19 protein-coding genes, 1 other RNA gene and 2 pseudogenes are annotated in these 21,690 nt (G+C 72.5%); 11 read left to right on the top strand and 11 right to left on the bottom strand.

Going from position 1 to position 21,690, the window contains the following annotated elements; all coding sequences use genetic code 11:
- Positions 1 to 510 precede the first annotated feature (510 nt).
- An RNA gene (gene rnpB / locus GTY47_RS20595) (RNase P RNA component class A) lies at positions 511 to 927 on the bottom strand.
- Positions 928 to 1,541: 614 nt separating this feature from the next.
- Here rnpB and GTY47_RS20585 point away from each other — a divergent pair.
- Complete coding sequence (locus GTY47_RS20585; RefSeq protein WP_158688483.1) at positions 1,542 to 1,766, top strand: hypothetical protein; 225 nt, start codon at positions 1,542 to 1,544, stop codon at positions 1,764 to 1,766.
- A gap of 75 nt (positions 1,767 to 1,841) precedes the next feature.
- On the opposite strand, the gene GTY47_RS20580 is transcribed toward GTY47_RS20585, so the two are convergent.
- Positions 1,842 to 2,669, bottom strand: coding sequence for an AraC family transcriptional regulator (locus tag GTY47_RS20580; RefSeq protein WP_010048477.1), 828 nt, complete (start codon positions 2,667 to 2,669; stop codon positions 1,842 to 1,844).
- 23 nt (positions 2,670 to 2,692) lie between these two features.
- Positions 2,693 to 3,271, bottom strand: coding sequence for a Uma2 family endonuclease (locus GTY47_RS20575; RefSeq protein ID WP_173937301.1), 579 nt, complete (start codon positions 3,269 to 3,271; stop codon positions 2,693 to 2,695).
- 164 nt (positions 3,272 to 3,435) lie between these two features.
- On the opposite strand from GTY47_RS20575, the gene GTY47_RS20570 reads away from it, so the two are divergent.
- The 4 genes from GTY47_RS20570 (at position 3,436) to eda (ending at position 6,310) form a co-directional block, all read left to right on the top strand.
- Positions 3,436 to 4,191 (top strand): MerR family transcriptional regulator, encoded by a 756-nt coding sequence (locus GTY47_RS20570; RefSeq protein WP_010048475.1) that lies wholly within the window; start codon positions 3,436 to 3,438, stop codon positions 4,189 to 4,191.
- Entirely contained in the window at positions 4,188 to 4,766 is a 579-nt protein-coding gene (locus GTY47_RS20565) for a hypothetical protein (RefSeq protein ID WP_010048473.1), read from the top strand. Before GTY47_RS20570 ends, GTY47_RS20565 begins: the two co-directional genes overlap by 4 nt.
- Positions 4,767 to 4,809: 43 nt before the next feature.
- A complete protein-coding gene (gene yaaA, locus GTY47_RS20560; RefSeq protein WP_010048472.1) occupies positions 4,810 to 5,592 on the top strand; it encodes a peroxide stress protein YaaA in 783 nt (260 codons plus the stop codon).
- Between the two features lie 64 nt (positions 5,593 to 5,656).
- Positions 5,657 to 6,310: a bifunctional 4-hydroxy-2-oxoglutarate aldolase/2-dehydro-3-deoxy-phosphogluconate aldolase gene (gene eda, locus GTY47_RS20555; protein ID WP_010048471.1), complete on the top strand. Its 654-nt coding sequence runs from the start codon at positions 5,657 to 5,659 to the stop codon at positions 6,308 to 6,310.
- On the opposite strand, the gene GTY47_RS20550 is transcribed toward eda, so the two are convergent.
- The 3 genes from GTY47_RS20550 to GTY47_RS20540 are packed head-to-tail and all read right to left on the bottom strand — an operon-like array spanning position 6,285 to position 9,386.
- A complete protein-coding gene (locus tag GTY47_RS20550; RefSeq protein ID WP_010048470.1) occupies positions 6,285 to 7,772 on the bottom strand; it encodes a bifunctional RNase H/acid phosphatase in 1,488 nt (495 codons plus the stop codon). The genes eda and GTY47_RS20550 overlap by 26 nt on opposite strands.
- Before the next feature lie 19 nt (positions 7,773 to 7,791).
- Entirely contained in the window at positions 7,792 to 8,535 is a 744-nt protein-coding gene (locus tag GTY47_RS41890; RefSeq protein WP_078602999.1) for a C4-type zinc ribbon domain-containing protein, read from the bottom strand.
- Positions 8,532 to 9,386 carry a Nif3-like dinuclear metal center hexameric protein gene (locus GTY47_RS20540; RefSeq protein WP_010048468.1) on the bottom strand — a complete coding sequence of 285 codons (855 nt, stop codon included), beginning with the start codon at positions 9,384 to 9,386 and terminating at the stop codon, positions 8,532 to 8,534. Before GTY47_RS20540 ends, GTY47_RS41890 begins: the two co-directional genes overlap by 4 nt.
- A gap of 249 nt (positions 9,387 to 9,635) precedes the next feature.
- On the opposite strand from GTY47_RS20540, the gene GTY47_RS20535 reads away from it, so the two are divergent.
- Together GTY47_RS20535 and GTY47_RS40330 are read left to right on the top strand one after the other, a co-directional pair.
- A complete protein-coding gene (locus GTY47_RS20535; RefSeq protein ID WP_010048467.1) occupies positions 9,636 to 10,982 on the top strand; it encodes a hypothetical protein in 1,347 nt (448 codons plus the stop codon).
- Positions 10,983 to 11,079: 97 nt separating this feature from the next.
- A complete protein-coding gene (locus GTY47_RS40330; protein WP_010048465.1) occupies positions 11,080 to 11,244 on the top strand; it encodes a hypothetical protein in 165 nt (54 codons plus the stop codon).
- Between the two features lie 68 nt (positions 11,245 to 11,312).
- Here the strand turns inward: GTY47_RS40330 and GTY47_RS20530 are convergent, their stop codons facing one another.
- Genes GTY47_RS20530 through GTY47_RS20520 form a run of 3 tightly spaced genes read right to left on the bottom strand, consistent with a single transcriptional unit; the run spans position 11,313 to position 14,230 of the window.
- The gene (locus tag GTY47_RS20530) at positions 11,313 to 12,254 is read right to left on the bottom strand and encodes a 3-oxoacyl-ACP reductase (RefSeq protein WP_010048464.1); all 942 of its coding nucleotides are present in this window, start codon (positions 12,252 to 12,254) and stop codon (positions 11,313 to 11,315) included.
- A 10-nt stretch (positions 12,255 to 12,264) separates the two neighbouring features.
- Entirely contained in the window at positions 12,265 to 13,341 is a 1,077-nt protein-coding gene (locus tag GTY47_RS20525) for a Zn-dependent alcohol dehydrogenase (protein WP_010048463.1), read from the bottom strand.
- A gap of 31 nt (positions 13,342 to 13,372) precedes the next feature.
- Positions 13,373 to 14,230 carry a MaoC/PaaZ C-terminal domain-containing protein gene (locus GTY47_RS20520; RefSeq protein ID WP_010048462.1) on the bottom strand — a complete coding sequence of 286 codons (858 nt, stop codon included), beginning with the start codon at positions 14,228 to 14,230 and terminating at the stop codon, positions 13,373 to 13,375.
- A 395-nt stretch (positions 14,231 to 14,625) separates the two neighbouring features.
- Between GTY47_RS20520 and GTY47_RS20515 the strand changes: the two genes are divergently transcribed.
- Positions 14,626 to 15,864: a polysaccharide pyruvyl transferase family protein gene (locus GTY47_RS20515; RefSeq protein WP_040904414.1), complete on the top strand. Its 1,239-nt coding sequence runs from the start codon at positions 14,626 to 14,628 to the stop codon at positions 15,862 to 15,864.
- A gap of 41 nt (positions 15,865 to 15,905) precedes the next feature.
- Positions 15,906 to 16,468: pseudogene (locus tag GTY47_RS20510) on the top strand (response regulator transcription factor); the annotation flags it as partial.
- Between the two features lie 12 nt (positions 16,469 to 16,480).
- On the opposite strand, the gene GTY47_RS20505 reads toward GTY47_RS20510, so the two are convergent.
- Together GTY47_RS20505 and GTY47_RS20500 are read right to left on the bottom strand one after the other, a co-directional pair.
- On the bottom strand, positions 16,481 to 17,221 hold the full coding sequence (locus GTY47_RS20505) for a class I SAM-dependent methyltransferase (protein WP_010048457.1): 741 nt from the start codon (positions 17,219 to 17,221) through the stop codon (positions 16,481 to 16,483).
- A gap of 232 nt (positions 17,222 to 17,453) precedes the next feature.
- Entirely contained in the window at positions 17,454 to 18,881 is a 1,428-nt protein-coding gene (locus GTY47_RS20500) for an MFS transporter (RefSeq protein ID WP_029181768.1), read from the bottom strand.
- A gap of 234 nt (positions 18,882 to 19,115) precedes the next feature.
- Between GTY47_RS20500 and GTY47_RS20495 the strand changes: the two are divergent.
- Positions 19,116 to 20,861: pseudogene (locus GTY47_RS20495) on the top strand (MFS transporter); the annotation flags it as partial.
- Between the two features lie 90 nt (positions 20,862 to 20,951).
- Entirely contained in the window at positions 20,952 to 21,602 is a 651-nt protein-coding gene (locus tag GTY47_RS20490; protein WP_010048453.1) for a class I SAM-dependent methyltransferase, read from the top strand.
- Positions 21,603 to 21,690: the final 88 nt, after the last annotated feature.

The following is a 21,690-nucleotide window of genomic DNA, read 5'->3' as shown; positions in this document are numbered from 1 at the left end:
CCTGTCCATCCTTCGGCGCCCATCCTTCATGTGCCATGTGTGACAGGAGTTCACTAGTGGTGACACTCCGGCTGAGTGCCCAACGATAGCGGTGAGCACTCGCGGAACGCCGTGTGGCGTCTCCCCAGAGCGGATCCTGCTTACTAGCTGAGTCGAACGATGAACCGGTCACGGCTTCGAAGACGAGGGTCCAGTGGGTAACAGACAGGTGGCTGTGCCGACACAGTACTGCTAAGCCGATCCTGCGACTAGCAGGTACCGGCACACTATGATCGCGGCGCTCAGAGCGATTCACGACAGGCTAGTCGGCGCGCCAGACATCCGGGAACACGGACCAGATATCCGGTAGTTGTTGTTCTAGGGATCGAGGGATGCGAGCGTACGGCGCGCCGGTCGAGGCGGCCAAAAGTCCGCCAGGCTGCCTGAGCACGGAAGATTACCCCAGGGACCATGCGGGACTAGGACTCTTGACTCAAAGCCCGCATGGTCACCGGGGGCCGGTTGTAAGGGCAGACGAGTCGGGCTGTACGCCGGGTTCTGTTCCCGGGGTTCCTCGCGGAGCCCCGGGCGACGGCCATCCATCTAGGGCCGGCGTTGCCACCGGCCTCGTGCGGTCTACCCGCGGACTCGGGCGGGCAGCCCTCGATCGTCCGCGCAGAGACGCCCTTCTTTCGAAGAGGTGTCTCCTCTTGACCTTGCTCCGGGTGGGGTTTACCTAGCTGCCTGAGTCACCCCAGGCACTGGTGGTCTCTTACACCACCGTTTCACCCTTACCGGGGGCCGGAGCCCTCGGCGGTTTGCTTTCTGTGGCACTGTCCCGCGGGTCACCCCGGGTGGCCGTTAGCCACCACCCTGCCCTGTGGAGCCCGGACGTTCCTCGGGGAGCTCCCCGTCAGGGGGACTCCACGCGGCCGTCCGCCCGGCTCGTCTGCCGTGTCGACCATGGTACCCGGCGGATCTCCCTTGTCGGCGCCGCGGCCGTGGCCAGCACCGAGCCCGCCAGGATCAGGGTGAAGGCGACGCCGATGCCGAGGGTCAGTTCCTCGTCCAGGAAGAGGGCGCCCGCGGCGACGGCAACCGCCGGGTTGACGTAGGTGATCACGCCGGCCCGGGTCGGGCCGGCCTCCTTGATCAGCTCCAGGAAGGCCACGAACGCGATCGCGGTGCAGACGATGCCGAGGCCGGCGAGGGCGGCCAGGACCTCGGCAGAGGGCATGGTGGCGGGGCGGGTCAGGTACGCGGCTGGGGCGTAGACGACGGCGGCGAGCGTGAGGCAGGGGGTGATCAGGTGGAGAGTCGGAACGTCCTTGAGATGCCGGGCGGCTATCAGCGGGGCGGTGGCATAGCCGACGACCGTCACCAGCACCTCGGCCAGGGAGCGGGCATCGCCGCCGGTGAGGTGGGGCAGGGTGAGGACGGTGACGCCCGCGAGACCGAGGGCGAGTCCGGCGACACGGCGGGCGCCCACGCGTTCCTCGGCGCCGAAGAAGCGGGCCAGGATGAGGGCGACGATCGGCACGCCCGCGATGAGGAGTCCGGCGGTGGAGCTGGACAGATGGCGTTCGGCGTCGGTCAGGGTCCACCAGGGGCCGATGATCTCGATGACGGCGAAGGCCAGCATCGGCTTCCAGTGGGTCCGGACGGTACGGCCGAGGCCGCCCTGGCGCAGCGCGAAGGGGAGCAGGAGGGCGGCGCCCAGCGCGCAGCGCGTGAACACCACCATGGACGGGGACACGGCGTCCACCGCCACCTTGATCATCAGGTAGGGGACGCCCCAGACCACTCCCATCAGGGAGAACAGGAACCAGCCGCGTGCAGTCATACGGCGAGTCTCGGTCCTCTCACCCCGCCGCGTCTTGAACGCTGTTGCGGTACGCCGCCGGGGTCACGCCCAGCACGCGGCGGAACCAGCGGGTGAGGTGCGCCTGGTCGGCGAAGCCGACGAGGCCCGCGACCTCGGCGGGGCGCAGGCCGGTTTCCAGCAGGACGCGGGCCCTGGCGACGCGGTGCTGGGCGAGCCAGGCGTAGGGCGGTACGCCCATCGTCGTACGGAAGGCGCGCAGCAGCTGGTAGCGGGACAGGCCCAGGTCGGTGGCGAGGTCGGCCAGGGAGGGGGGTTCCAGCAGTTCGTCCGCGAGGCGGTCGCGTACGGCCTTGGCGATGTGGCCGGCGCCGGGCACCGTGTCCTGGCTCGCCCGGGCCGTGGAGTGCCGGCGGGCCAGGGCCGTGAGCAGCCAGGGCAGCCGGGACTCGGCCTCCAGGGGGTCGGGGCAGGCGCTGATGTCGGTGTGGGCGGCGCGGAGGGCTGCCGCCAGCTCCGGGTCGTGGAGGACGGGGTCGGGGAAGTGCGGGGGGCCGCCGAGCGTGCCGTCGGTGAGGAGGGACGGCTCGGCGTACAGGGCCTGGTAGGCGTAGCCCTCGCAGGCGGCCGGACCGCCGGTGTGCATCTCGCCCGCTTCCAGCACGACGATCGAGCCGGGGTAGGAGTGGATCAGCCCGCCCCGGTAGGCGATGACCTCCGAGCCGCCGATCGTGACGCCGATGGTGAATTCGTGGTGGGCGTGCGGAGCGTAGACGTGCTGGTCGAAGTGGGCGGTGAGGAGGTCGAGGGGCGGCCCGGCACGGCCCAGGCGTGCCCTTGTCCATCTCGCCTGTTCGCGTATCCCCATGTCCCACCCCCGCCCACAGGGGATCAGAGGAGATCCGCGGTGTCCAGTTCAAAGGCGAACGGTTCCGGAAGAGCGATGGGCTTGCCGAAGGGGCGGGCGCAGTGCTCGCGGTAGTCGTCGTCCTTCGGCTCGCTGAACACCGTGACCTGAGCTGCGTCCCGGTCGACCAGCAGGTAGAGCGGGATGCCCGCGCGGGCATAGCAACGACGCTTGGCCTCGCGGTCGGCCTGGGGCTTGGTGGAGGTCACCTCGACCACCATGGCGACGCCGTCGCATGACATCCAGGAGCCGACCCCGCCGAACAAGTCGCGCTCGATGGGGCCGAAGGTGACGTCCGGAACCAGGTGGTTCTTGGGGCAGGCGCCCCCGCTCACCAGCTTCAGCCCCTTGTTCCCCGAGAAGTCCATGTCGGTCCGGGAACGCCTGATCACTTGCCTCACGATCCGGCTGATGTACTTCTCGTGATCCCCGTCCGGCGGCGGCGTCACAACGATCTCCCCCTCGATCAGCTCCGCCCGGAAACCCTCCGGCGTGTCCAGGGCGAGAAAGCCCTCCAGCAGGACCTCTTCCTGCGTGAGCGGCTCATGGGCCATGGCAGTCATGTCACGCCCCTCCTTCGGTCGCTCGCCAGACTGGGACATCGGAAGATCACCTGTCCGTGAGATCGGGAACCGTTCCCTCGATCGTGGCACACGATCACGGCCCTCGTCAGAAGGCCCAGCGGCTCTCTTGACCCTGCCGCAACGTCAACGTCTCTACTGGTCCCATGCGGATCGGAGAACTCGCCGACGTCGTCGGTGTCACCACGCGGGCCGTGCGGCACTACCACCATCTGGGGCTGTTGCCGGAGCCGGAGCGGCGGGCGAACGGGTATCGGGAGTACGGGCTGCGGCACGCCGTCGTGCTGGCGCGGATCCGGCGGCTGACCGAGTTGGGGCTGGGGCTCGCGGAGGTGCGGGATGTGCTGGCGGACGACGCGGGGAAGGACCTCGTCGAGGTGCTGACCGAGCTGGACGAGGATCTGGCGCGGCAGGAGGTGGCCATCCGGGAGCGGCGGGGGCGGTTGCGGGTCCTGCTGGAGGCGGAGGGCGGGGTGCCGGCCGAGGGGCCGGTGTCGCCGGAGCTGGCCGCGCTGTTCGCGGGGACCGCGCATCTGTCGGACTCGCCGATGGCCGCCAAGGACCGCGAGATCATCGCCTTCCTGGAGACGGCCATGCCGGAGGAGGCCCGCCAGCAGCTCGTGTCGTCGCTGGGTGAGGTGCTCGGCCCGCCGGAAGCCGTGGCGCGGGCCAACGAGGCGTACGCCCTGCTGGACGCGCTCGCCGACGCGGAGCCGGACGATCCGCGCGTCGCCGGTGCCGCCCGGGCCCTCGCCGACTGCATTCCGCCGGGTCTGTTCCCGGAGATCGGGGACCTCGACCACGACGGCAGTGTCCTGCGCGCCTTCTACGCGGACCTGGCCCCGGCCCAGGCGCAGGCGATCCGCCGGACGCTGCGGCTCCTCACCGAGGAGCGGCGGTGAGGATCGCGCGCCTGCTGGTCCGGCACGAGGTGCGGCTGCTCGTGAGTCTCGTGCTGTGGGTGGTGCGGCGCACGCACGGGACGGGGAGCGGGCGGGCTTTCGGGTACGCGCGCGGGCAGGGCGCGATGATGTTCGGGTTCGGGTTCGTGTGTCTCGTCGAGACCGTCGCGATGTCGGTGCTGCTGCGTGACTGGCCGACCGTGCACGCCGTGTTCCTCTTCCTGGACGTGTACGGCATCGTGATCGTCGTCGCGCTGCACGCCTCGTCCGTCGTACGCCCGCACGTGCTGGATCCGGACGACGGCTCGCTGCGGATCCGCCGGTACGTCCACGTCGACCTGCGGGTGCCGCTGGAGCGGATCGCCTCGGCGCGGCGCGAGCTGCGGATGACGCACGAGCGGGCCGACGGCGAGCTGGACGTCGAGGTCGGGTCCCAGACCACCGTCACACTCCAACTGACCGAACCCGTCACGCACGTCACGTTCTTCGGGCGCCGGAGGGAGGTGCGGGTCGTCCGCTTCCACGCCGACGACGCCGACGGCCTGGTACGCGCCCTCGGCCGGGCCCGGGTCTGAGCTCCCCGTACGCTGTCGGCGGAGTTCGATCGAAGGAGTACGCGTGCTTGTCCTGCTGCCGCCGTCCGAAGGGAAGGCCGCCTCCGGCCGCGGAGCCCCGCTGAAGTTGGAGTCGCTGTCACTGCCAGGGCTGACCGGCGCCCGGGAGGCCGTTCTCACCGAGCTGGTCGAGCTGTGCACCGGCGACGAGGACAAGGCTCGTGAGGTGCTCGGGCTGAGCGAGGGGCTGCGCGGCGAGGTCGCGAAGAACGCGGAGCTGCGCACGGCGGGGGCCCGGCCGGCCGGGGAGATCTACACCGGTGTGCTGTACGACGCCCTCGACCTGGCGTCCCTGGACACCTCCGCCAAGCGGCGTGCGGCGCGGTCGCTGCTGGTCTTCTCCGGGCTGTGGGGGGCGGTCCGGGTGACGGACCGGATTCCGTCCTACCGGTGCTCGATGGGGGTGAAGCTGCCGGGGCTCGGTGCGCTGGGCGCGCACTGGCGGACGCCGATGGCGTCGGTGCTTCCCGAGGCGGCCGGGGACGGGCTGGTGCTGGATCTGCGGTCCGCCGCGTACGCCGCCGCGTGGAAGCCGAAGGGCGAGGTCGCCGGGCGGACGGCGTCCGTGCGGGTGCTGCACGCGCCGACCCGGAAGGTCGTCAGCCACTTCAACAAGGCGACGAAGGGGCGGATCGTGCGCAGCCTGCTGACCGCCGGGGCCGCTCCGAAGGGTCCGGCCGAGCTGGTGGGGGTGCTGCGGGACCTCGGGTACGTGGTTGAGGCGGAGGCTCCGGCGAAGACCGGGCAGGCGTGGTCGCTGGACGTGCTGGTGGACGAGGTCCACTGAGGGGCGTTGCAGCGTGCGCAATGAGCTTTGCGCATGCTGCTGAGTCGGCGGCAGGATACGGGCCATGGCCTCTCCCTCCGCCCTGCCCGCCTCCGTGCTGGACCTCGCGCCCGTCGTCCCCGTCGTCGTCATCGAGGATGCCGGTGACGCCGTACCGCTGGCCCGGGCGTTGGTCGCCGGTGGGCTGCCGGCGATCGAGGTGACGTTGCGGACGCCTGCGGCTCCGGACGCGATCCGGGAGATCGCCGTGCAGGTGCCGGAGGCGGTGGTGGGTGCCGGGACGGTGATCAGCCCCGAGCAGGTCACGGACGTGGTGGCCGCGGGCGCCCGCTTCCTGGTCAGTCCGGGCTGGACCGACGTCCTGCTGGAGGCGATGCGGGGCTCCGGCGTGCCGTTCCTGCCGGGGGTGTCGACCACCTCGGAGGTCGTGGCGCTGCTGGAGCGCGGGGTGCGGGAGATGAAGTTCTTCCCGGCCGAGGCCGCGGGCGGTACGGCGTATCTGAAGTCGCTGGCGGGGCCGCTCCCCCAAGCCCGGTTCTGCCCCACGGGCGGGATCGGCCCGGCCTGCGCCCCGGACTATCTGGCCCTGCCCAACGTCGCCTGCGTGGGTGGCAGCTGGATGCTGCCGCGGGACGCGGTCGCGGCGCGCGACTGGGGCCGGGTCGAGGCGCTGGCCCGCGAGGCGGCGGCGCTCAGCGCAGGTGGGACGTGTCGTTGAGGAGCCGGACGCTGGCGTTGCCGTCCGCGTAGTACGCGACGACCGACAGGGACGCGGCCGACAGTTCCATCCGGAACAGGGACTCCGGCGGGGCGCCGAGGGCGAGCCGGACGAGCGTCTTGATCGGGGTCACGTGCGTGACGAGCAGGACCGTGCGGCCGGCGTACGCCGCGATCAGCTTGTCGCGGGTGGCGGCGATCCGGGTGGCGGTCGCCGCGAAGCTCTCGCCGCCGCCGGTGGGTTCGGCGTCCGGGGAGGCCAGCCAGGCGTTCAGGTCGTCGGGGTGGCGCTCGCGCACCTCGGCGAAGGTGAGGCCCTCCCAGGCGCCGAAGTCCGTCTCGCGCAGCCCGTCGTCGACGCTGACGTCCAGGCCGAGCCGGGCGGCGACGATACCGGCGGTCTCCCGGGTGCGGGCGAGCGGCGACGACACGATCGCCTGGATCGTGCCCCGCCGGGCGAGCAGGTCCGCGGCCCGCTCGGCCTGCTCCCGCCCGGCGTCGGAGAGGGCGGGATCGGTGCCCCCGCTTCCGGAGAACCGCTTCTGCGGCGTCAACGGCGTCTCGCCGTGCCGCAGCAGCACGAAGGTGGCGGGAGCGCCCATGTCGGCCGGCGCCCAGCCGGGCGTGGCGACGGCCTTGGCAGCACGGGCATCGGCATCCGCCTCGGCCGAGCGAGCGTCGGCGCCCGGCTTGGCGGCGTCGGCCACTGCCTCGGCCGCGCGGATGTCGGCCGTTGCTCCACCTTCGGCCGCGCTGGCGTCGACGCCCGCCCCGGTCGCGCGAGCGTCAGCGGCCGCCTTGGCCGACCCCTCGTCAGCGCCGGTCGGCGCGTTGCCGCCGCTCGGCTGCTCCGTCGCTCCTCGGACGGAAGGAGAGACGGGAGAAGGCCCGGCTTCCGGATCCGGGGCGGCCGGTGCGGTCCGGGTGCGCCCCGCCGCCAGGGCCTCGCGTGCTCTCGCGGCGCCCGCCGCCGCGTCACCCGGTGGGGCCTGCGGGGCGGCGGCCCCGGTGGTGTCCAGGTCGGCCGTGGAAGTCGATGCCGACCACTGCTCCCCCCTGGCCCCGGCGTCCATCGCCTCGTTGGCCAGCCGGTCGGCGTGCTTGTTCCGCTCGCGTGGGATCCACTCGTACGTCACGCGCCCGGGCGGGAAGATCCGGGCCGCCGCCGCGGCCAGTGGCTTCATGTCGGGGTGCTTGATCTGCCAGCGGCCCGACATCTGCTCGATCACGAGCTTGGAGTCCATCCGGACGTGGACCGTCGCGGCCGGGTCCAGTTCGTGGGCGGCGCGCAGGCCGGCGACGAGGCCGCGGTACTCGGCGACGTTGTTGGTGGCGACGCCGAGGTACTCGGCGGCCTCCCGCAGCGTCTCACCCGTCGCCGCGTCGCTCACCACGGCCCCGTAGCCCGCGGGCCCCGGGTTGCCCCGCGACCCGCCGTCGGCCTCGACGATGAACTCCCGCACCGGAAAGGCTCCCAGGGACCTAGATGCCGGACTCGGACGTGCGCACCAGGATGCGGCGGCAGTTCTCGCAGCGGATCACCGTGTCCGGCGCCGCGCTGCGGATCTCGCTCAGCTCCGTGATGGCCAGCTCCTGACGGCAGCCCTGGCAGCTGCGCGCGTACAGCTTCGCCGCGCCGATGCCGCCCTGCTGCTCGCGCAGCTTGTCGTAGAGCTTGAGCAGGTCGGCGGGGATCGAACCGGCGATGACCTCGCGCTCCTTGGTGACCGTGGCGATCTCGCCGTCGATCTCCTCGAAGGCCGCGTCACGCCGCGCGGTCGCGTCGTCGATCTTCGACTGGACGGAGCCGACCCGCTCGGTCAGCTCGGCGACCCGCTGCTGCGCGGACTCCCGGCGCTCCATGACCTCCAGCACGACGTCCTCCAGGTCGCCCTGCCGCTTGGCGAGGGAGGCGATCTCGCGCTGGAGGTTCTCCAGGTCCTTGGGGGAGGTGACCGCGCCGGAGTCCAGGCGCTGCTGGTCGCGGGTGGCACGCTGGCGCACCTGGTCCACGTCCTGCTCGGCCTTGGTCTGCTCGCGGGCGCAGTCGCTCTCCTCGGTCTGCGCGGCCACGAGCAGGTCGCGCAGCTGGGTGTGGTCCTTGGTCAGCGACTCGATCTCGGCGTGCTCGGGCAGCGACCTCCGCCGGTGGGCCAGCTGCTGGAGGCGGACGTCGAGGTCCTGGACGTCGAGGAGTCGGATCTGGTCGGCGGGCGCGGCGTTCAGTTCGGGGCTCCCAGGGGGTCAGAAGTGGCAGAGGCCGCGTGGGCGGTCCAGGGGTCGGTGACCGTCTTCGAGACGTGGACGCGCAGGTCCCATCCGTGACGGTCGGAGATCTCGTCGAGCTGGCTCGCGGCCAGCTCGCACCAGGGCCACTCGGTGGCCCAGTGCGCCGCGTCGAGCAGCGCGAGGGGGCTGTGGGCGCGGGCCTCCGACACGGGGTGGTGGCGCAGGTCGGCGGTGAGGAAGGCGTCGACGCCCGCCGCGCGGACGTGGTCGAAGAGGCTGTCGCCGGAGCCGCCGCTGACGGCGACGGTGCGCACGAGCGCCTCGGGGTCGCCGGCGACGCGGATGCCCTGCGCGGTGGCGGGCAGCCGCTCGGCGGCGCGGGCGGCGAACTCGCGGACGGTCAGCGGGTGGTCCAGGGCGCAGACGCGGCCCAGGCCGCGACGGCCCTCGGGGTCGGTGGGGTCCGGTACGAGCGGGCCGGTGACCCTGAGGTCCAGGGCGCCCGCGAGGGCGTCGGAGACACCGGGGTCTGCGGTGTCGGCGTTGGTGTGGGCGACGTGCAGTCCGATGTCGTTCTTGATGAGGGTGTGGACGACACGGCCCTTGAAGTGCGACGCCGCGACCGTCGTCGTGCCGCGCAGGTAGAGCGGATGGTGGGTGACGAGCAGGTCGGCGCCCAGCTTCACCGCCTCGTCGACGATCTCCTGGACCGGGTCGACGGCGAACAGGACGCGCGTGACCTCCTGGTCCGGGTCTCCCGCGACGGTGCCGACCGCGTCCCAGGACTCGGCCCGCTCGGCGGGCCACAGGCTCTCCAGCTCGGCGATGACTTCTGACAGACGGGGCACGGGTGCAAGGCTACCCGTCTGATCTGTGGCCTTGAACCGCCACCGGCGCCGCCACCGCCACCAGCACCGGCACCGCCACCTGCGCCGCCACTCCGCGCCTCGTCGGCCGACTGCCGACCCGCCCAGCACAAAAGCCCCACATCCTCAGGCGAATCGTTCCTGGAACACCCTTATGTGTGAAGTCGGGAGCCTGCGGATTCCCCGGCCGCGTGCACGAAAACTACGTTCGTCACTGGAGGTGACCGAACGATGACAGCGTGTGCGATCGAGCCTTCGGCGGGACACGAGGACGAGGCCGCGCCGGCAGGATGCACACTCACCGCGGACGGCGCCTACGCCGCACGCCTCGCGTCGGCCGGCGACTCCTGGTTCCCGGAGCGCTGGACCCTGGACGGCCCCGAGCCGTACGCGGTACCCCTGCCCCGCAACCAGCCGGAGGAACCCGGCACCGAGGTGCAGCCGATGGGCGACGGGCGGGTCCTCATCCACCGCCTCGTGGCCGGGCGGCACGCCTTCTCGCTGCTGTACCCGACCGGGCCCGGCACCGGCGAGCTGCCCCTGGGCGTGGTCGAGTGCCCGCAGGACACGGCCCGGCTGCGGCTGCTGCCGCCCGCCCCGGGCGGCGAGCGGGCGTACGCCCTGTCCGTCGGCCCGCGTTCGACGACGGTGTGGCTGGTGGCGGGCGGCGCCTTCGGGCCCGAGCGGCTGGCCGAGCTGCCCGGCCGCTGCTCGGGCGGGGTCTGGCTGGACCGTACGGGACGGCTGCTGGCCCTGGACCGGGAGACCGGCGGGCGCACCAAGGCCGTCGTGGTGGACCTGGAGCGCGGCGGGGAGGTGTCGCCGCTGCTCCAGATCGCCGCCGACAGCGACGACCGGCTGCTGCTCGCGGACCACGACAGCGGGCTCCTGCTCATCCGCTCGGACGCGCCCTCGCCGGGGCGGGACCGGCTGGGCTGGGGTGTCCTGGGCAGCACACTGCCGGTGCGCTTCCCGGAGTGCCTGCGGCTGCCGGACTGCACCGTCACGCCGTTCGCGATCCAGCCGGGGCAGATGCTGACACCGGAGAGCTGCGCGGTGGCGCTGCGCGTCGACGGGCCGCGCGGCAGCTGGGTCGGCGTGTGGCGGCCCGCCGAGCGGCGCGTGCACCATCTCCCGGCGCCCGAGGGGTGGCTGGCGGGCGCCGGTCTGTGGACGCCGGACGGGGTGCTGCGGCTGCCGTACGCGACGGAGGCCGTGCCGTGCGGCGTGGCACAGGTGAGCCCGCCCGCGGCCGTGGCGCCCGAGCCCGGCGCGGCGCCGCCGCATCCACATCCACATTCGGGGCCGGGGCCGGAGCAGGGGCCGGACGCGCGAGCCGCCGCCGCGACCGCCGCGACCGGACACCCTCCGGAACCGGCGCCCCACTCCCCGGGACACGCCCCGGAACCGGCACAGCCCATACACACACCGCATCCGCCGCATCCGCCGCGCCCCTCGCCTACCCCGCAGCCCTCGCACCCCGATTCATCAGCCGATCCCGCTCCACCGCCGACCCCCTCCACCCCCCGCCCGGTCCCGCTGCAACAGGCGCCATTGGGACGCCTTGTAACGAACTAGTGCCGGTTGGCGTGGCCGCCTGGATCCGGGGTGCGGGGTGCCGGTTAAACTCGCCCGGCTGTAAGAAAGATCATGTTGACGGGGTGAATTCCATCCGATGAGCGACGCCAGCACGAACCAGCGCACTGCCGACGTCCAGGAGATCGCCGCCGGCCACGGCCGGCACCGTGGCGAGATCTCCACGCAGGACAGCGAGACGGCTCCGCGCGGCCGCCACCGCAAGCCGGTGGCGGAGACCGAGCAGACCGAGACGGCGGCCTGACGGAACGTCAGTGACCGTACGGCGAACGGCCCCACCCATATCTGACGGGTGGGGCCGTTTCCCGTTCCTCAGCCACGCCTCAGGCCCAGCACCTCCACCGCCGCGAACGTCTCCCCGGCCGGCCGGTCCGCGTAGTACGGCCCGAGAACGGCCTCCAGCTCCTCGTACGTGAAGGTGTCCTGCTTGCTGTCGAACCGGGCGGCGACGCGCGGCCGTTCGACGACGGCCACCATGCCGCCGTGCACCACGAGGAGTTGCCCGTTCACATGGGCGGCCGCGGGCGAGGCCAGATAGCCGACGAGCGGGGCCACGTGCTCGGGGGCGAGCGGGTCGAGGCCGCCCGCGGAGGGCGGTTCGACGCCCGCGAAGACGTCCTCGGTCATCCGGGTGCGGGCGCGCGGGCAGATCGCGTTGGCCGTGACGCCGTACTTGCCCAGAGCGAGCGCCGTGGACGTGGTCAGGCCGACGATCCCGCCCTTGGCGGCCGCGTAGTTGGGCTGCCCCGCGGAACCGGCGAGGAACGCCTCGGAGGAGGTGTTCACGATCCGCCCGAACACCGGCTCGCCGGCCCGCTTGGACCGCTCCCGCCAGTGGGCGGCGGCGAACCGGATCGTGTTGAAGTGCCCCTTGAGGTGCACGCGGAGCACGGCGTCCCACTCCTCCTCGGCCATCGAGAACACCATGCGGTCGCGCAGGATGCCCGCGTTGTTGACCAGGATGTCGAGCTTCCCGAACTCGGTGACGGCCGACTCGACGAGCTCGCGCGCCTGCCGGAAGTCCGAGACGTCGCCGGTGTGCGCGTGTGCGGTCCCGCCGGCCGCGCGGATCTCGGCGGCGACCTGCTCGGCCGGCCCGGTGGAGGCCTCGCCGGTGCCGTCGCGGCCGGGCTGCCCGTAGTCGTTGACGATCACGGCGGCGCCGAGCCGGGCGAGTTCGAGGGCCTCGGCCCGGCCGAGCCCGCGGCCCGCGCCCGTGACGATCGCGGACAGTCCCTGGAGCGGCAGCGGCATGGCGGTGTCCTCACATCTCGATGCACGTACGCAGGGCGGTCCCGGTCCGCATCTGGTCCAGGGCCTCGTTGATGTCGGCGAAGGGCACCCGGTGGGTGATCAGGCCCGCCAGGTCGACGCGGCCCGCGCGCCACAGGGCGACGGTGCGTTCGTAGGAGCGCAGGATGTCCCCGCCGCCGTACATGGACGGCAGGATCCGCTTCTCGTCGAAGAACAGCTCGAACATGTTCAGCTGGAGGAAGTCGTCCATGGCGCCCGCTCCGACCACGACGAGGGTGCCGCCGCGCCGGGTGTTCTCGTAGGCGGCGCGTGCGGTGGCCGACTTGCCGACGACCTCGAAGACGTAGTCGAAGCCCTCGCCGGCGGTGACCTGCTGCTTGGCATCGGGAAGTTCGTCGGGCGAGACGGCCTTCGTGGCCCCGAACCGCAAGGCCGCCTCGCGTCGCGTCACGACCGGGTCGACGGCGACGATCTCGGCCGCCCCGCACAGCCGGGCCCCCTGGATCACGGAGATGCCCACGCCCCCGCACCCGATGACCGCCACCGACGAACCGGCCGCCACGTCCGCCGTGTTGAGCGCGGCGCCCAGCCCGGTCGTCACCCCGCAGCCGATGAGGGCGGCGATGTCGAAGGGCACGTCGTCGGGTATCGGAACCGCGCACCCGGCGTCGACGACGACCTCCTCGGTGAAGGTGCCGGTGCCGGCCATGCCGAAGACGTCCCCGCCGGGCCGCCTGAAGTTGGGGGTGCCCGCGTTCATGAAACCGGCGAGGCACAGCTCGGTCTGTCCGCGCTTGCAGGCGGGACAGGCACCGCAGGCGGGCAGCCAGCACACGACGACCCGGTCACCGGCCGCCAAGTGGCCCACGCCTTCGCCGACTTCGAGGATCTCGCCCGCCCCCTCGTGCCCGGGCACGAATGGCCCGGGCTGCGGCAGCACCCCGCTCATGGCGGACAGGTCCGAGTGACACAGCCCCGCGGCGCGCACCCGGATCCGCACCTTGCCGGGTCCGAACCCCACCGCCTCGACGTCGTCGAGGACCTCCAGCTTGTCCTGGCCGATCTCGTGCAGTACGGCTGCGCGCATGGTGCGGCTCCCCTCGTACGGCGTGTGGGACTCAGGTGTGTTCGACGACGGTGTCGGCGAGGACCGGCGCGTCGTCCCTCTCGACGGCGCTGACGGCGACCCGGATCTCGCCGTCCAGGCGCCACATGCGGATGCGCAGCGTCTCGCCCGGGTAGACGACGCCGGCGAACCGGGTGGCGTACGAGCGAACCCGGGTCACGTCCCCGTCGAGCAGCGTGCCGACGACCGCCTTGAGCGTCATGCCGTAGGTGCACAGCCCGTGCAGGATGGGCCGGTCGAACCCGGCGCGCTTGGCGAACTCGGGGTCGGCGTGCAGCGGGTTCCAGTCCCCGGACAGCCGGTACAGCAGGGCCTGGTCCTCGCGGACGTGCCGTTCGACGACCCGGTCCGGCTCGCCGGCGGGCGGTTCGAGCCGGGTGGACGGTCCCCGGTCGCCACCCCAGCCGCCCTCTCCCCGGACGTAGATCTGCGCGTCGTTGGTCCACAACGGCCCGTCGCCGTCGGCCACGTCGGTCCGCATGACGAGGACGGCCGCCTTGCCCTTGTCGTACACGGCGGCGATCCGGCCGGTGGCCCTCGCGCGGCCCCGGGCCGGGATGGGGCGGTGGATCGTCAGGCTCTGCCCGCCGTGGAGGACGCGGGCGAGGTCGACCTCGACGCCGGGCATGGACAGGCCGCTGATCACCCCGGGGGATCCGGCGCCGGCGACGGTGGCGAAGCTCGGCAGGACGTGCAGCCGCGACTCCAGGGTGTAGCGCAGCTCGCCGGGGTCGGTGGCGGGGACGCCCGCGCCGATGCCCAGGTGGTAGAGCTGCACGTCCTTGTGGTCCCAGGAGAGCTCGCCGGTCCGGGGTTCGGCGGCGAGCGCCTTGGCTGCGTCGATGGGCATGGGGCTCCTGATCGCCGTGGGAAGGACCTCGGCACGGCCGTCCGCACCGTCGGCCGCACCGAGGCCGTCTGCGGCCGAACTGGAACGCGTTCCAGTCCTGCGCCCTCTGTATAGCCCAGGCCTCCACAGTTGTGAAGCCTCCTGACGTCGTGTCAGATAACCGCCGGGTGAGACACGGCCCGTGACACTCGATGTCGATGCGACGGACGCGCACCCGGCGGTGGCGGAACGGGCGTGACCGTCCGCTGTCCGCACCCCCGGCGACCAGGGGGCGGGACGCCGTACGACCCGCGTCGGCGTGTACGTTGGCCGCTGGTCCGCGCGCGCCACACGTATGCGTACAGGTACACGTACGCATCGACGGCGCCGGCAACGGCTGAGGAAAAATGGAGCACATGGCACGCGTCGCCGTCATCACCGCGCCGAACATCGGATACCGCAACACCGGCATGCTGACCGTCGACTTGGCGTTCGAGTCCCTGCGGCGGCGTATGACCCCCGAGATCGACGCCACCTGGTACACCCTGCACACGCCGGAGACCGTGCCCCTGCGCGAGAGCGCGCGAGGCACGGACTTCCCGTTCCGGTTCCACCCCCTGGCCGAGCACCTCGACTCGCTCCGCGACCACGACGCGGTGGTCTTCTGGGGCGACTTCCTGCACACCCGGCACTACCTGGAGCAGGACGCCACGAACCGCCTGCTCGACTTCGGTTTCGCCGAGGACCGTGCCGCGGCCCGCACCCTCCTGAACCGCACCCTGCTCTTCGCGGACCAGCCGGACGAGCTCCTCGCGCGGACCCTCAGCTACGGCGGGACGATCCTGCACAACTCCCAGTCCGACTACGAGGACAAGGAGTACGGCCCCCTGTTCTCACGCCTGGTGACGCGAAGCCGTCGCGTCTGGGTACGCGACCCGCTCTCGGCGGCGAAGATCGCGCATCTGCGCGGGGACCGTACGACCGACTACTTCGGTTCCGACGCGGCGCTGCTGTCCCGCCCGGGCGACCTCGGCCACCTGCCGACGACGGAATGGTCCCGGGCGGTCCCGGACGGCGGCGCGATCGGCGTGTTCCTCGGCGCGCGGACGCAGATCCCCGAGTGGCTGCCCGCCTTCTGCCAGGACCTGTCCGAGCGTCTGGGCGCCCCGCTCGAGTGGCTGCCCTGGTTCGACCGGGACGTCCCAGCTCCGGTCGGTCACATCGCGCAGCGCCCGGGCCGGCACACCGTCGGCGACCTGGTGGGGGTCCTCCCCCGCTACCGTCTGGTCATCACGGACACCTACCACCTGTGCGTCAACGCCTGGGGCGCCGGGACCCCCGCGGTGTGCGTCGGCGCGCCCGAACCGGCTCCCAAGACCCACGACGACTACCTGACGCTCAGCGACGTGAAGAAGCACGTCTTCCACATGGCGTACGACGCGACGGACTTCTACGTGTCCACCCTCCCCGACACCCGGGAAGGCCACGAGCGCCGTATCGACCGGCTCGCAGGCCTCGTGGAGGGCGGCGGGGCCGAGGCCGTGGCCACCCGCATCCGCGCTCACGCCGATCATTCGGCGGCCGCGTTCACGGGAACGCTGGCCTCGTTGCTGGACGCACCCCGGCGCCCCGGGAGCCCTACCCTTGGCCCGTGACCGACAGCCCCATCCGCGTGCTGCTCGCAGAGGACCAGGGCATGCTGCGCGGTGCGCTCGCGCTGCTGCTGGGGATGGAGGACGGCATCGAGGTCGTCGCCCAGGTGGGGGCCGGTGACGCGATCCTGGACGCCGCGTTCGCCCACCGCCCCGACGTCGCGCTCCTCGACATCGAACTCCCGGGCAGGAGCGGCCTGGAGGCCGCCGCCGACCTGCGCGCCCGGGTGCCCGACTGCCGCGTGCTGATCCTCACCACCTTCGGCCGGCCCGGCTATCTGCGTCGCGCCATGGAGGCGGGCGCCACCGGTTTCCTCGTGAAGGACGGCCCCGTGGAGGAACTCGCCGCCGCGATCCGCCGTGTCCTGGCCGGCGAGACCGTCGTCGACCCGGCCCTCGCCACGGCCGCGCTCAGCGCCGGCCCCAGCCCCCTCACCACGCGCGAGAGCGACGCCCTCAAGGCCTCCGCGGACGGCGCGACGGTCGCGGACATCGCCACCCACTCCACCTCTCTGAGTCCACGGTCCGCAACTACCTCTCCTCGGCCATCGGCAAGACGGGCACCCGCAACCGCACGGAGGCCCTGCGCGAGGCCCGCCGCCAGGGCTGCTGTGAGAAATCAGCCCCGCCGGAACAACGCCGTCCACAGGAATCCCTCGCCGAAGCACCCCGACTCCTCCGGCTCCTCCCGCATCCGCCGCAGTTCAACTTCGGTCAGGCCCGAGAAGATCTCCCGCAACGACTCGGGCGTGTACGCGAGCCCACCCCCGAGGCCGTTCGCCTCACGGTAGAAGTCGGTGTCGGACAGCTCCGACCCCATCCCGCCGGCACCGGCGGCGAAACACGTCAGGCCGAACAGGCCCCCGGGAGCCAGGACGTCGTCCAGCAGGGCCACATAGCTGATCCGCCGGTGCGGAGGCAGATGGTGGAAGCAGCCGGAGTCGTAGACGAGGTCGTACGGCCCGGTGAGTTCTGTGCGTGCGAGCGCGAACGCGTCCCCGCAGTGGAACCGTACGCCGTCCGTCCCCGCCTCACGGGCCCGTTCCCGGGCCCAGTCGACGGCCGCCGGAGCCAGGTCGACGGCGTCCACCTCGAACCCCCGCTCCGCCAGGTACAGCGCATTGCGTCCCGGCCCACACCCCAGGTCGAGCACCCGCCCGGCGCCGACGAGCCCACCGTCCACCCAGGACACCAAGCTCTCGTCCGGCTTCGCCACGAAGAACGGCACCGGCCGGGAACGGTCGGCGTAGAACCCGTCCCACCAACCGGCGCCCCGCCCCGTCCAGCGATCGACCTCGGCCACGAACAGCCCGTCAAGCAGCGCGAGTACGTCGTCGACAGTGCGTATGTTCCGGTCCATCCGGCCCCCTTTCACGTCCGCCAACCGTAGGCCGGGAGAGGGTGAAAGGCCAGGTCAGGATGGCTTCTCGGCAGAAGCGGGAGGCGTTGTGCGGCTTGCCGCCCTCCGGTGACGCCATCCGCCGTCCGACCACTCGGTCCCCGGGCCGAAACACCCGCGGCGCGCCTTCCAAGGCTCGTCACGCACCCATTCCGGACCACGCGGCAGGCGCTCTTTTCCGGTGTCGGCGGCCCTACCGCTCCCCCGCCTCGCGGGGCAGCCAGACCCACATCAGCACCAGGCCGGCCGCCAGCACCGCGGCCCCCACCCGGAACGCCAGCGCGTATCCCTCCGTCAGCGCCGCAGGTGTCCCGCTCCCCGCCGAGCGTGTCGCCGCCAGTGTCGACAGGACCGCCAGGCCCAGTGAACCGCCCATCGTGCGGGAGGTGTTGACGAGACCGGACACCAGTCCGGCCTCCTCGGGTGCCGCGCCGGACGTGGCCAGGGAGGCCAGCGGGGTCGCCGCCAGACCCGCGCCGAGCATCATCAGGACTCCGGGGACCAGGATCGTCGTCGCGTACGCGCCCTCGGGGGTCATCGTCGACTGCCAGCCGAACCCCACCACCGCGACCAGCGTCCCCAGCACCGCCACGTTCCGGGGCCCCAGCCCCCGCATGAGCCGGGGCGCGAGCTTGGAGCCGAGGATGACGGCCAGGGAGCTCGGGACCAGGGCGAGCCCGGCCTCCAGCGGGGTGTAGCCCAGGACGTTCTGCGCGTACAGGGTCATGAAGAACCACATGCAGAACATCGCGGAGCCGCACAGGAACATCGCCACGTTCGCCGACGACACCGACCGCAGCCGCAGCAGCCCGAGCGGCATCAGCGGACTCCCCGTCCGGGCCTCGACCGTGAGGAACAGCCCGATCAGCGCGAGCCCGGCGAGCAGCGGCAGCAGCGTGGCCGCCGCCGTCCAACCCGCCGCCTCCGTCTGGGAGATGCCGTAGGCCAGCGTGCCGAGCCCGCCCGTCACGAGCAGCGCGCCCGGCAGGTCGAGCCGCCGCCCGTCCCCGGCCCGGCCCTCGGTGAGGAACCAGGCGGCCCCGCACAGCACGACCGCCCCCACGGGCACGTTGATCAGCAGTACCCACCGCCACGACAGCGTCTCCACCAGCAGCCCGCCGACCAGGCCGCCCGCCGCGCCACCGCCGGCACCGACCGCCGTCCAGGTCCCGATGGCCCGGGCCCGGGCGGCACCCTCCGGCACCGAGGCCGTGAGGATGGTCAGCGTCGAGGGCGCCAGCACCGCCGCCCCCAGCCCCTGCGCGGCCCGCGCCACCAGCAACTGCCAGTCGTCCTGCGCCAGTCCGCCCGCCAGTGAGGCCAGGGTGAACAGGCCGAGCCCGACGAGGAACATCCGCTTGCGGCCGTAGAGGTCCCCGGCCCGCCCGCCGAGCAGCATGAACCCGGCGAAGGCGATGGCGTAGGCGTTGACCACCCACTGCAGGCCCTGCTCGCTCAGCCCGAGCCCGGTCCGCATCGACGGCAGCGCCACGTTGACGACGGACACGTCGAGCACGACGAGGAACTGCCCGGCACAGGTGAGCGCGATCACGAGCCAGGTGGGCGGCGCGGCACGGCGGGGCGTACGGGTCATTTCGGCGGCTTCGAGCATGGGTGTCATGCTCTCAACCACTCCATGCTCCCGGCATCGGGATTTCGACCTAGGGCGTCGCACCGCAGACCTAGGCCGTTCCCCCGCCCCCACAGCCCTGGGCCCCTTCCCCAAGAGAAGGTCAAGATTTCGTTAGAGTGCCAAAGCAACGGAATAGTTGCCTGCGCATACGAGGTTCACCGTCCACGTAACCCCGTGAGCGCGTAACCACGCAATCCCCGACCTTCCCCGGCCTGGAGGCCCCACTCAATGACGCAGACGACGACAGAACGTCCCGCCGGCAGAGCGAGCGGGGCCGTGGTCCCGGTGCTCGCCTTCGCGGGCATCGTTGTCGCGGTGATGCAGACCCTGCTCGTCCCGGTCATCAAGGACCTGCCGCAACTGCTGGACACCGCCCCCAGCGACGCCACCTGGGTCCTGACCTCGACCCTCCTCTCGGGCGCGGTGGCCACCCCGATCATGGGCCGCCTCGGCGACCTCTACGGCAAGCGGCGCATGCTGATCACGAGCCTGGCCGTCATGGTCGTCGGCGCCCTGGTCAGCGCCTTCACCAGCGACCTGCTGCTCATGATCGCCGGCCGTACGCTCCAGGGCTTCGCGATGGGCGCCATCCCCCTCGGCATCGGCCTGATGCGCGACATGCTGCCCCGCGAGAAGCTCGGCTCGGCCATGGCCCTGATGAGCTCCTCCATAGGCGTCGGCGGCGGCCTCGCCCTGCCCGCCGCCGCCCTGGTCGCCCAGCACACCGACTGGCACGCCCTGTTCTACGGCGCCGCCGGCCTCGGTGTCCTCGCCATCGCCCTCACCCTGCTCGTCGTGCCCGAGTCGCAGACGCGCGCCGAGGGCTCCTTCGACCTGCCGGGCGCCCTGGGTCTGTCCACCGGGCTCGTGCTCTTCCTGCTGCCGATCACCAAGGGCAGCGACTGGGGCTGGACCTCCGGCACCACGCTCGGCCTGTTCGCCGCCGCCGCGGTCGTCCTGGTCCTGTGGGGCGTGATGGAGCTGCACGTCAAGGCCCCGCTGGTCGACCTGCGCACCACGGCCCGTCCGGCCGTCCTCTTCACCAACCTCGCCTCGATCATGGTCGGCGTCTCCTTCTACGTCGTCTCCCTGGTCCTGCCCCAGCTGCTCCAGCTGCCGAAGTCCACCGGCTACGGCCTCGGCCAGTCGATGGTCGTCGCGGGCCTGCTCGTCGCGCCGCTCGGCCTGACGATGATGTTCACAGCGCCCGTCTACGCCCGGCTCTCCGCGAAGTACGGCCCCAAGGTCACCCTGATCCTCGGCCTGCTGATCATCGCCATCGGCTACGGCGCCGGTCTCGGCCTGATGAGCGCCCCCTGGCAGAGCCTGGTCATCTCGGTCCTGCTGGGCGCGGGCATCGGCCTCGCCTACTCCTCGCTGCCCGCGCTGATCGTGGGCGCGGTCCCGGCCTCTGAGACGGGCGCGGCGAACGGCCTGAACACTCTGATGCGTTCCATCGGCACGTCGGTGTCGAGCGCCGTGATCGGCATGGTGCTGGCGAACACCGCGGACAACGTCGGCGGCGTCGAGATCCCGACCATGCACGGCTTCCGGCTCTCCTTCCTGATCGCGACCGGCGCGGTCGCCGTGGGCCTGCTCCTGGCGCTGTTCCTGCCCGGCCGCCGCCCGGCCGCCCACCCGCAGCTGCGGGCCAGCAGCGAGGAGGACGCGAACCTGGAGCGAGCCGAAGCGGTGCTGCGCGGGTTCCGCGGCCGCGTGCTGGCGGCGGACGGCTCCCCGGTCGCCCGCGCCAAGGTCACGCTGATCGACCGCCGGGGCCGCCAGGCCGGCGCGACGCTCTCCGCCGAGGACGGCGCCTACGTCCTCACCGTCCCCGCTGGTGGCTCCTACGTCGTGGCCGCGCGCGCCCAGGGCCACGGCCCGCTCGCCTCGTCCGCGACCCACACGGGCGACGACCGTCCGGTCGACCTCGACCTGTCGCTGCCGGGCGAGACGGTCTCCGCCTGACCCCGCCGCCCACCCGTACCCCCTGTCACCCCCCGGCAGGGGGTACGGCACCATGGGCGCCCGGACCGTCGTACGACCGAGAGGAAGCCCATGCCCGCGGCCCCGAAGCCCGAGATCCTGGCCGCGTTCGAGGCGGCGAAGGGGTTCATGCCCGTCGGTGAGGGCCTGGCGCTGTACGCGGCGGCGGTGGAGGCCGGGCGGCTCGGGCTGCCGCTGCTGGAGGTCGGCACGTACTGCGGCCGCTCCACGGTCCTGCTCGCCGACGCGGCCCGCGAGGCCGGCGTCACCGCGCTGACCGTCGACCACCACCGCGGCAGCGAGGAGCAGCAGCCGGGCTGGGAGTACCACGACCCGGAGACGGTCGACCCCGAGCTCGGCCTGATGGACACGCTGCCCACGTTCCGCCGCACGTTGCACCGGGCGGGCCTGGAGGACCACGTGGTCGCCCTGGTCGGCCGTTCCCCGCAGATCGCGGCGATCTGGCGGACCCCCCTCGGTCTCGTCTTCATCGACGGCGGCCACACCGACGAGCACGCCACCGCCGACTACGAGGGCTGGGCCCCGCACGTGGCCGAGGGCGGCCTGCTCGTCATCCACGACGTCTTCCCCGAGCCGGAGGACGAGTTCACCGGCCAGGCCCCGTACCGCGTCTACCTCCGAGCCCTGGCCTCCGGCGCGTTCACGGAAGTCTCGGCGACGGACTCGCTGCGGGTCCTGCGGCGCACCGGCCCGGGACTCTAGGAGAACGGCTGGGCGGGTGAACTGCGCCCTGTGCACCCCCTCCCGGTCGGCCCACGGGCGGCGTGGCGCGTCGGTGGGCGACCGCCGC

Origin of the sequence: Streptomyces sp. SID5464, assembly GCF_009862985.1 — a bacterium.
Taxonomy (GTDB): domain Bacteria; phylum Actinomycetota; class Actinomycetes; order Streptomycetales; family Streptomycetaceae; genus Streptomyces; species Streptomyces chartreusis_D.
The sequence above is the reverse complement of the archived record's forward strand: the minus strand, read 5'-3'. Positions and strand labels throughout refer to the sequence as shown.

Excerpts from the sequence above, each read along its gene's own strand:
- GTY47_RS20575 (WP_173937301.1), bottom strand. The coding sequence starts at position 3,271 with ATGACTGCCATGGCCCATGAGCCGCTCACGCAGGAAGAGGTCCTGCTG.
- GTY47_RS20500 (WP_029181768.1), bottom strand. The coding sequence starts at position 18,881 with ATGACACCCATGCTCGAAGCCGCCGAAATGACCCGTACGCCCCGCCGT.
- GTY47_RS40330 (WP_010048465.1), top strand. The coding sequence starts at position 11,080 with ATGAGCGACGCCAGCACGAACCAGCGCACTGCCGACGTCCAGGAGATC.
- GTY47_RS20520 (WP_010048462.1), bottom strand. The coding sequence starts at position 14,230 with ATGCCCATCGACGCAGCCAAGGCGCTCGCCGCCGAACCCCGGACCGGC.
- GTY47_RS20515 (WP_040904414.1), top strand. The coding sequence starts at position 14,626 with ATGGCACGCGTCGCCGTCATCACCGCGCCGAACATCGGATACCGCAAC.
- GTY47_RS20530 (WP_010048464.1), bottom strand. The coding sequence starts at position 12,254 with ATGCCGCTGCCGCTCCAGGGACTGTCCGCGATCGTCACGGGCGCGGGC.
- eda (WP_010048471.1), top strand. The coding sequence starts at position 5,657 with ATGGCCTCTCCCTCCGCCCTGCCCGCCTCCGTGCTGGACCTCGCGCCC.
- GTY47_RS20525 (WP_010048463.1), bottom strand. The coding sequence starts at position 13,341 with ATGCGCGCAGCCGTACTGCACGAGATCGGCCAGGACAAGCTGGAGGTC.
- GTY47_RS20580 (WP_010048477.1), bottom strand. The coding sequence starts at position 2,669 with ATGGGGATACGCGAACAGGCGAGATGGACAAGGGCACGCCTGGGCCGT.
- GTY47_RS20570 (WP_010048475.1), top strand. The coding sequence starts at position 3,436 with ATGCGGATCGGAGAACTCGCCGACGTCGTCGGTGTCACCACGCGGGCC.
- GTY47_RS20535 (WP_010048467.1), top strand. The coding sequence starts at position 9,636 with ATGACAGCGTGTGCGATCGAGCCTTCGGCGGGACACGAGGACGAGGCC.
- GTY47_RS20490 (WP_010048453.1), top strand. The coding sequence starts at position 20,952 with ATGCCCGCGGCCCCGAAGCCCGAGATCCTGGCCGCGTTCGAGGCGGCG.
- GTY47_RS20505 (WP_010048457.1), bottom strand. The coding sequence starts at position 17,221 with ATGGACCGGAACATACGCACTGTCGACGACGTACTCGCGCTGCTTGAC.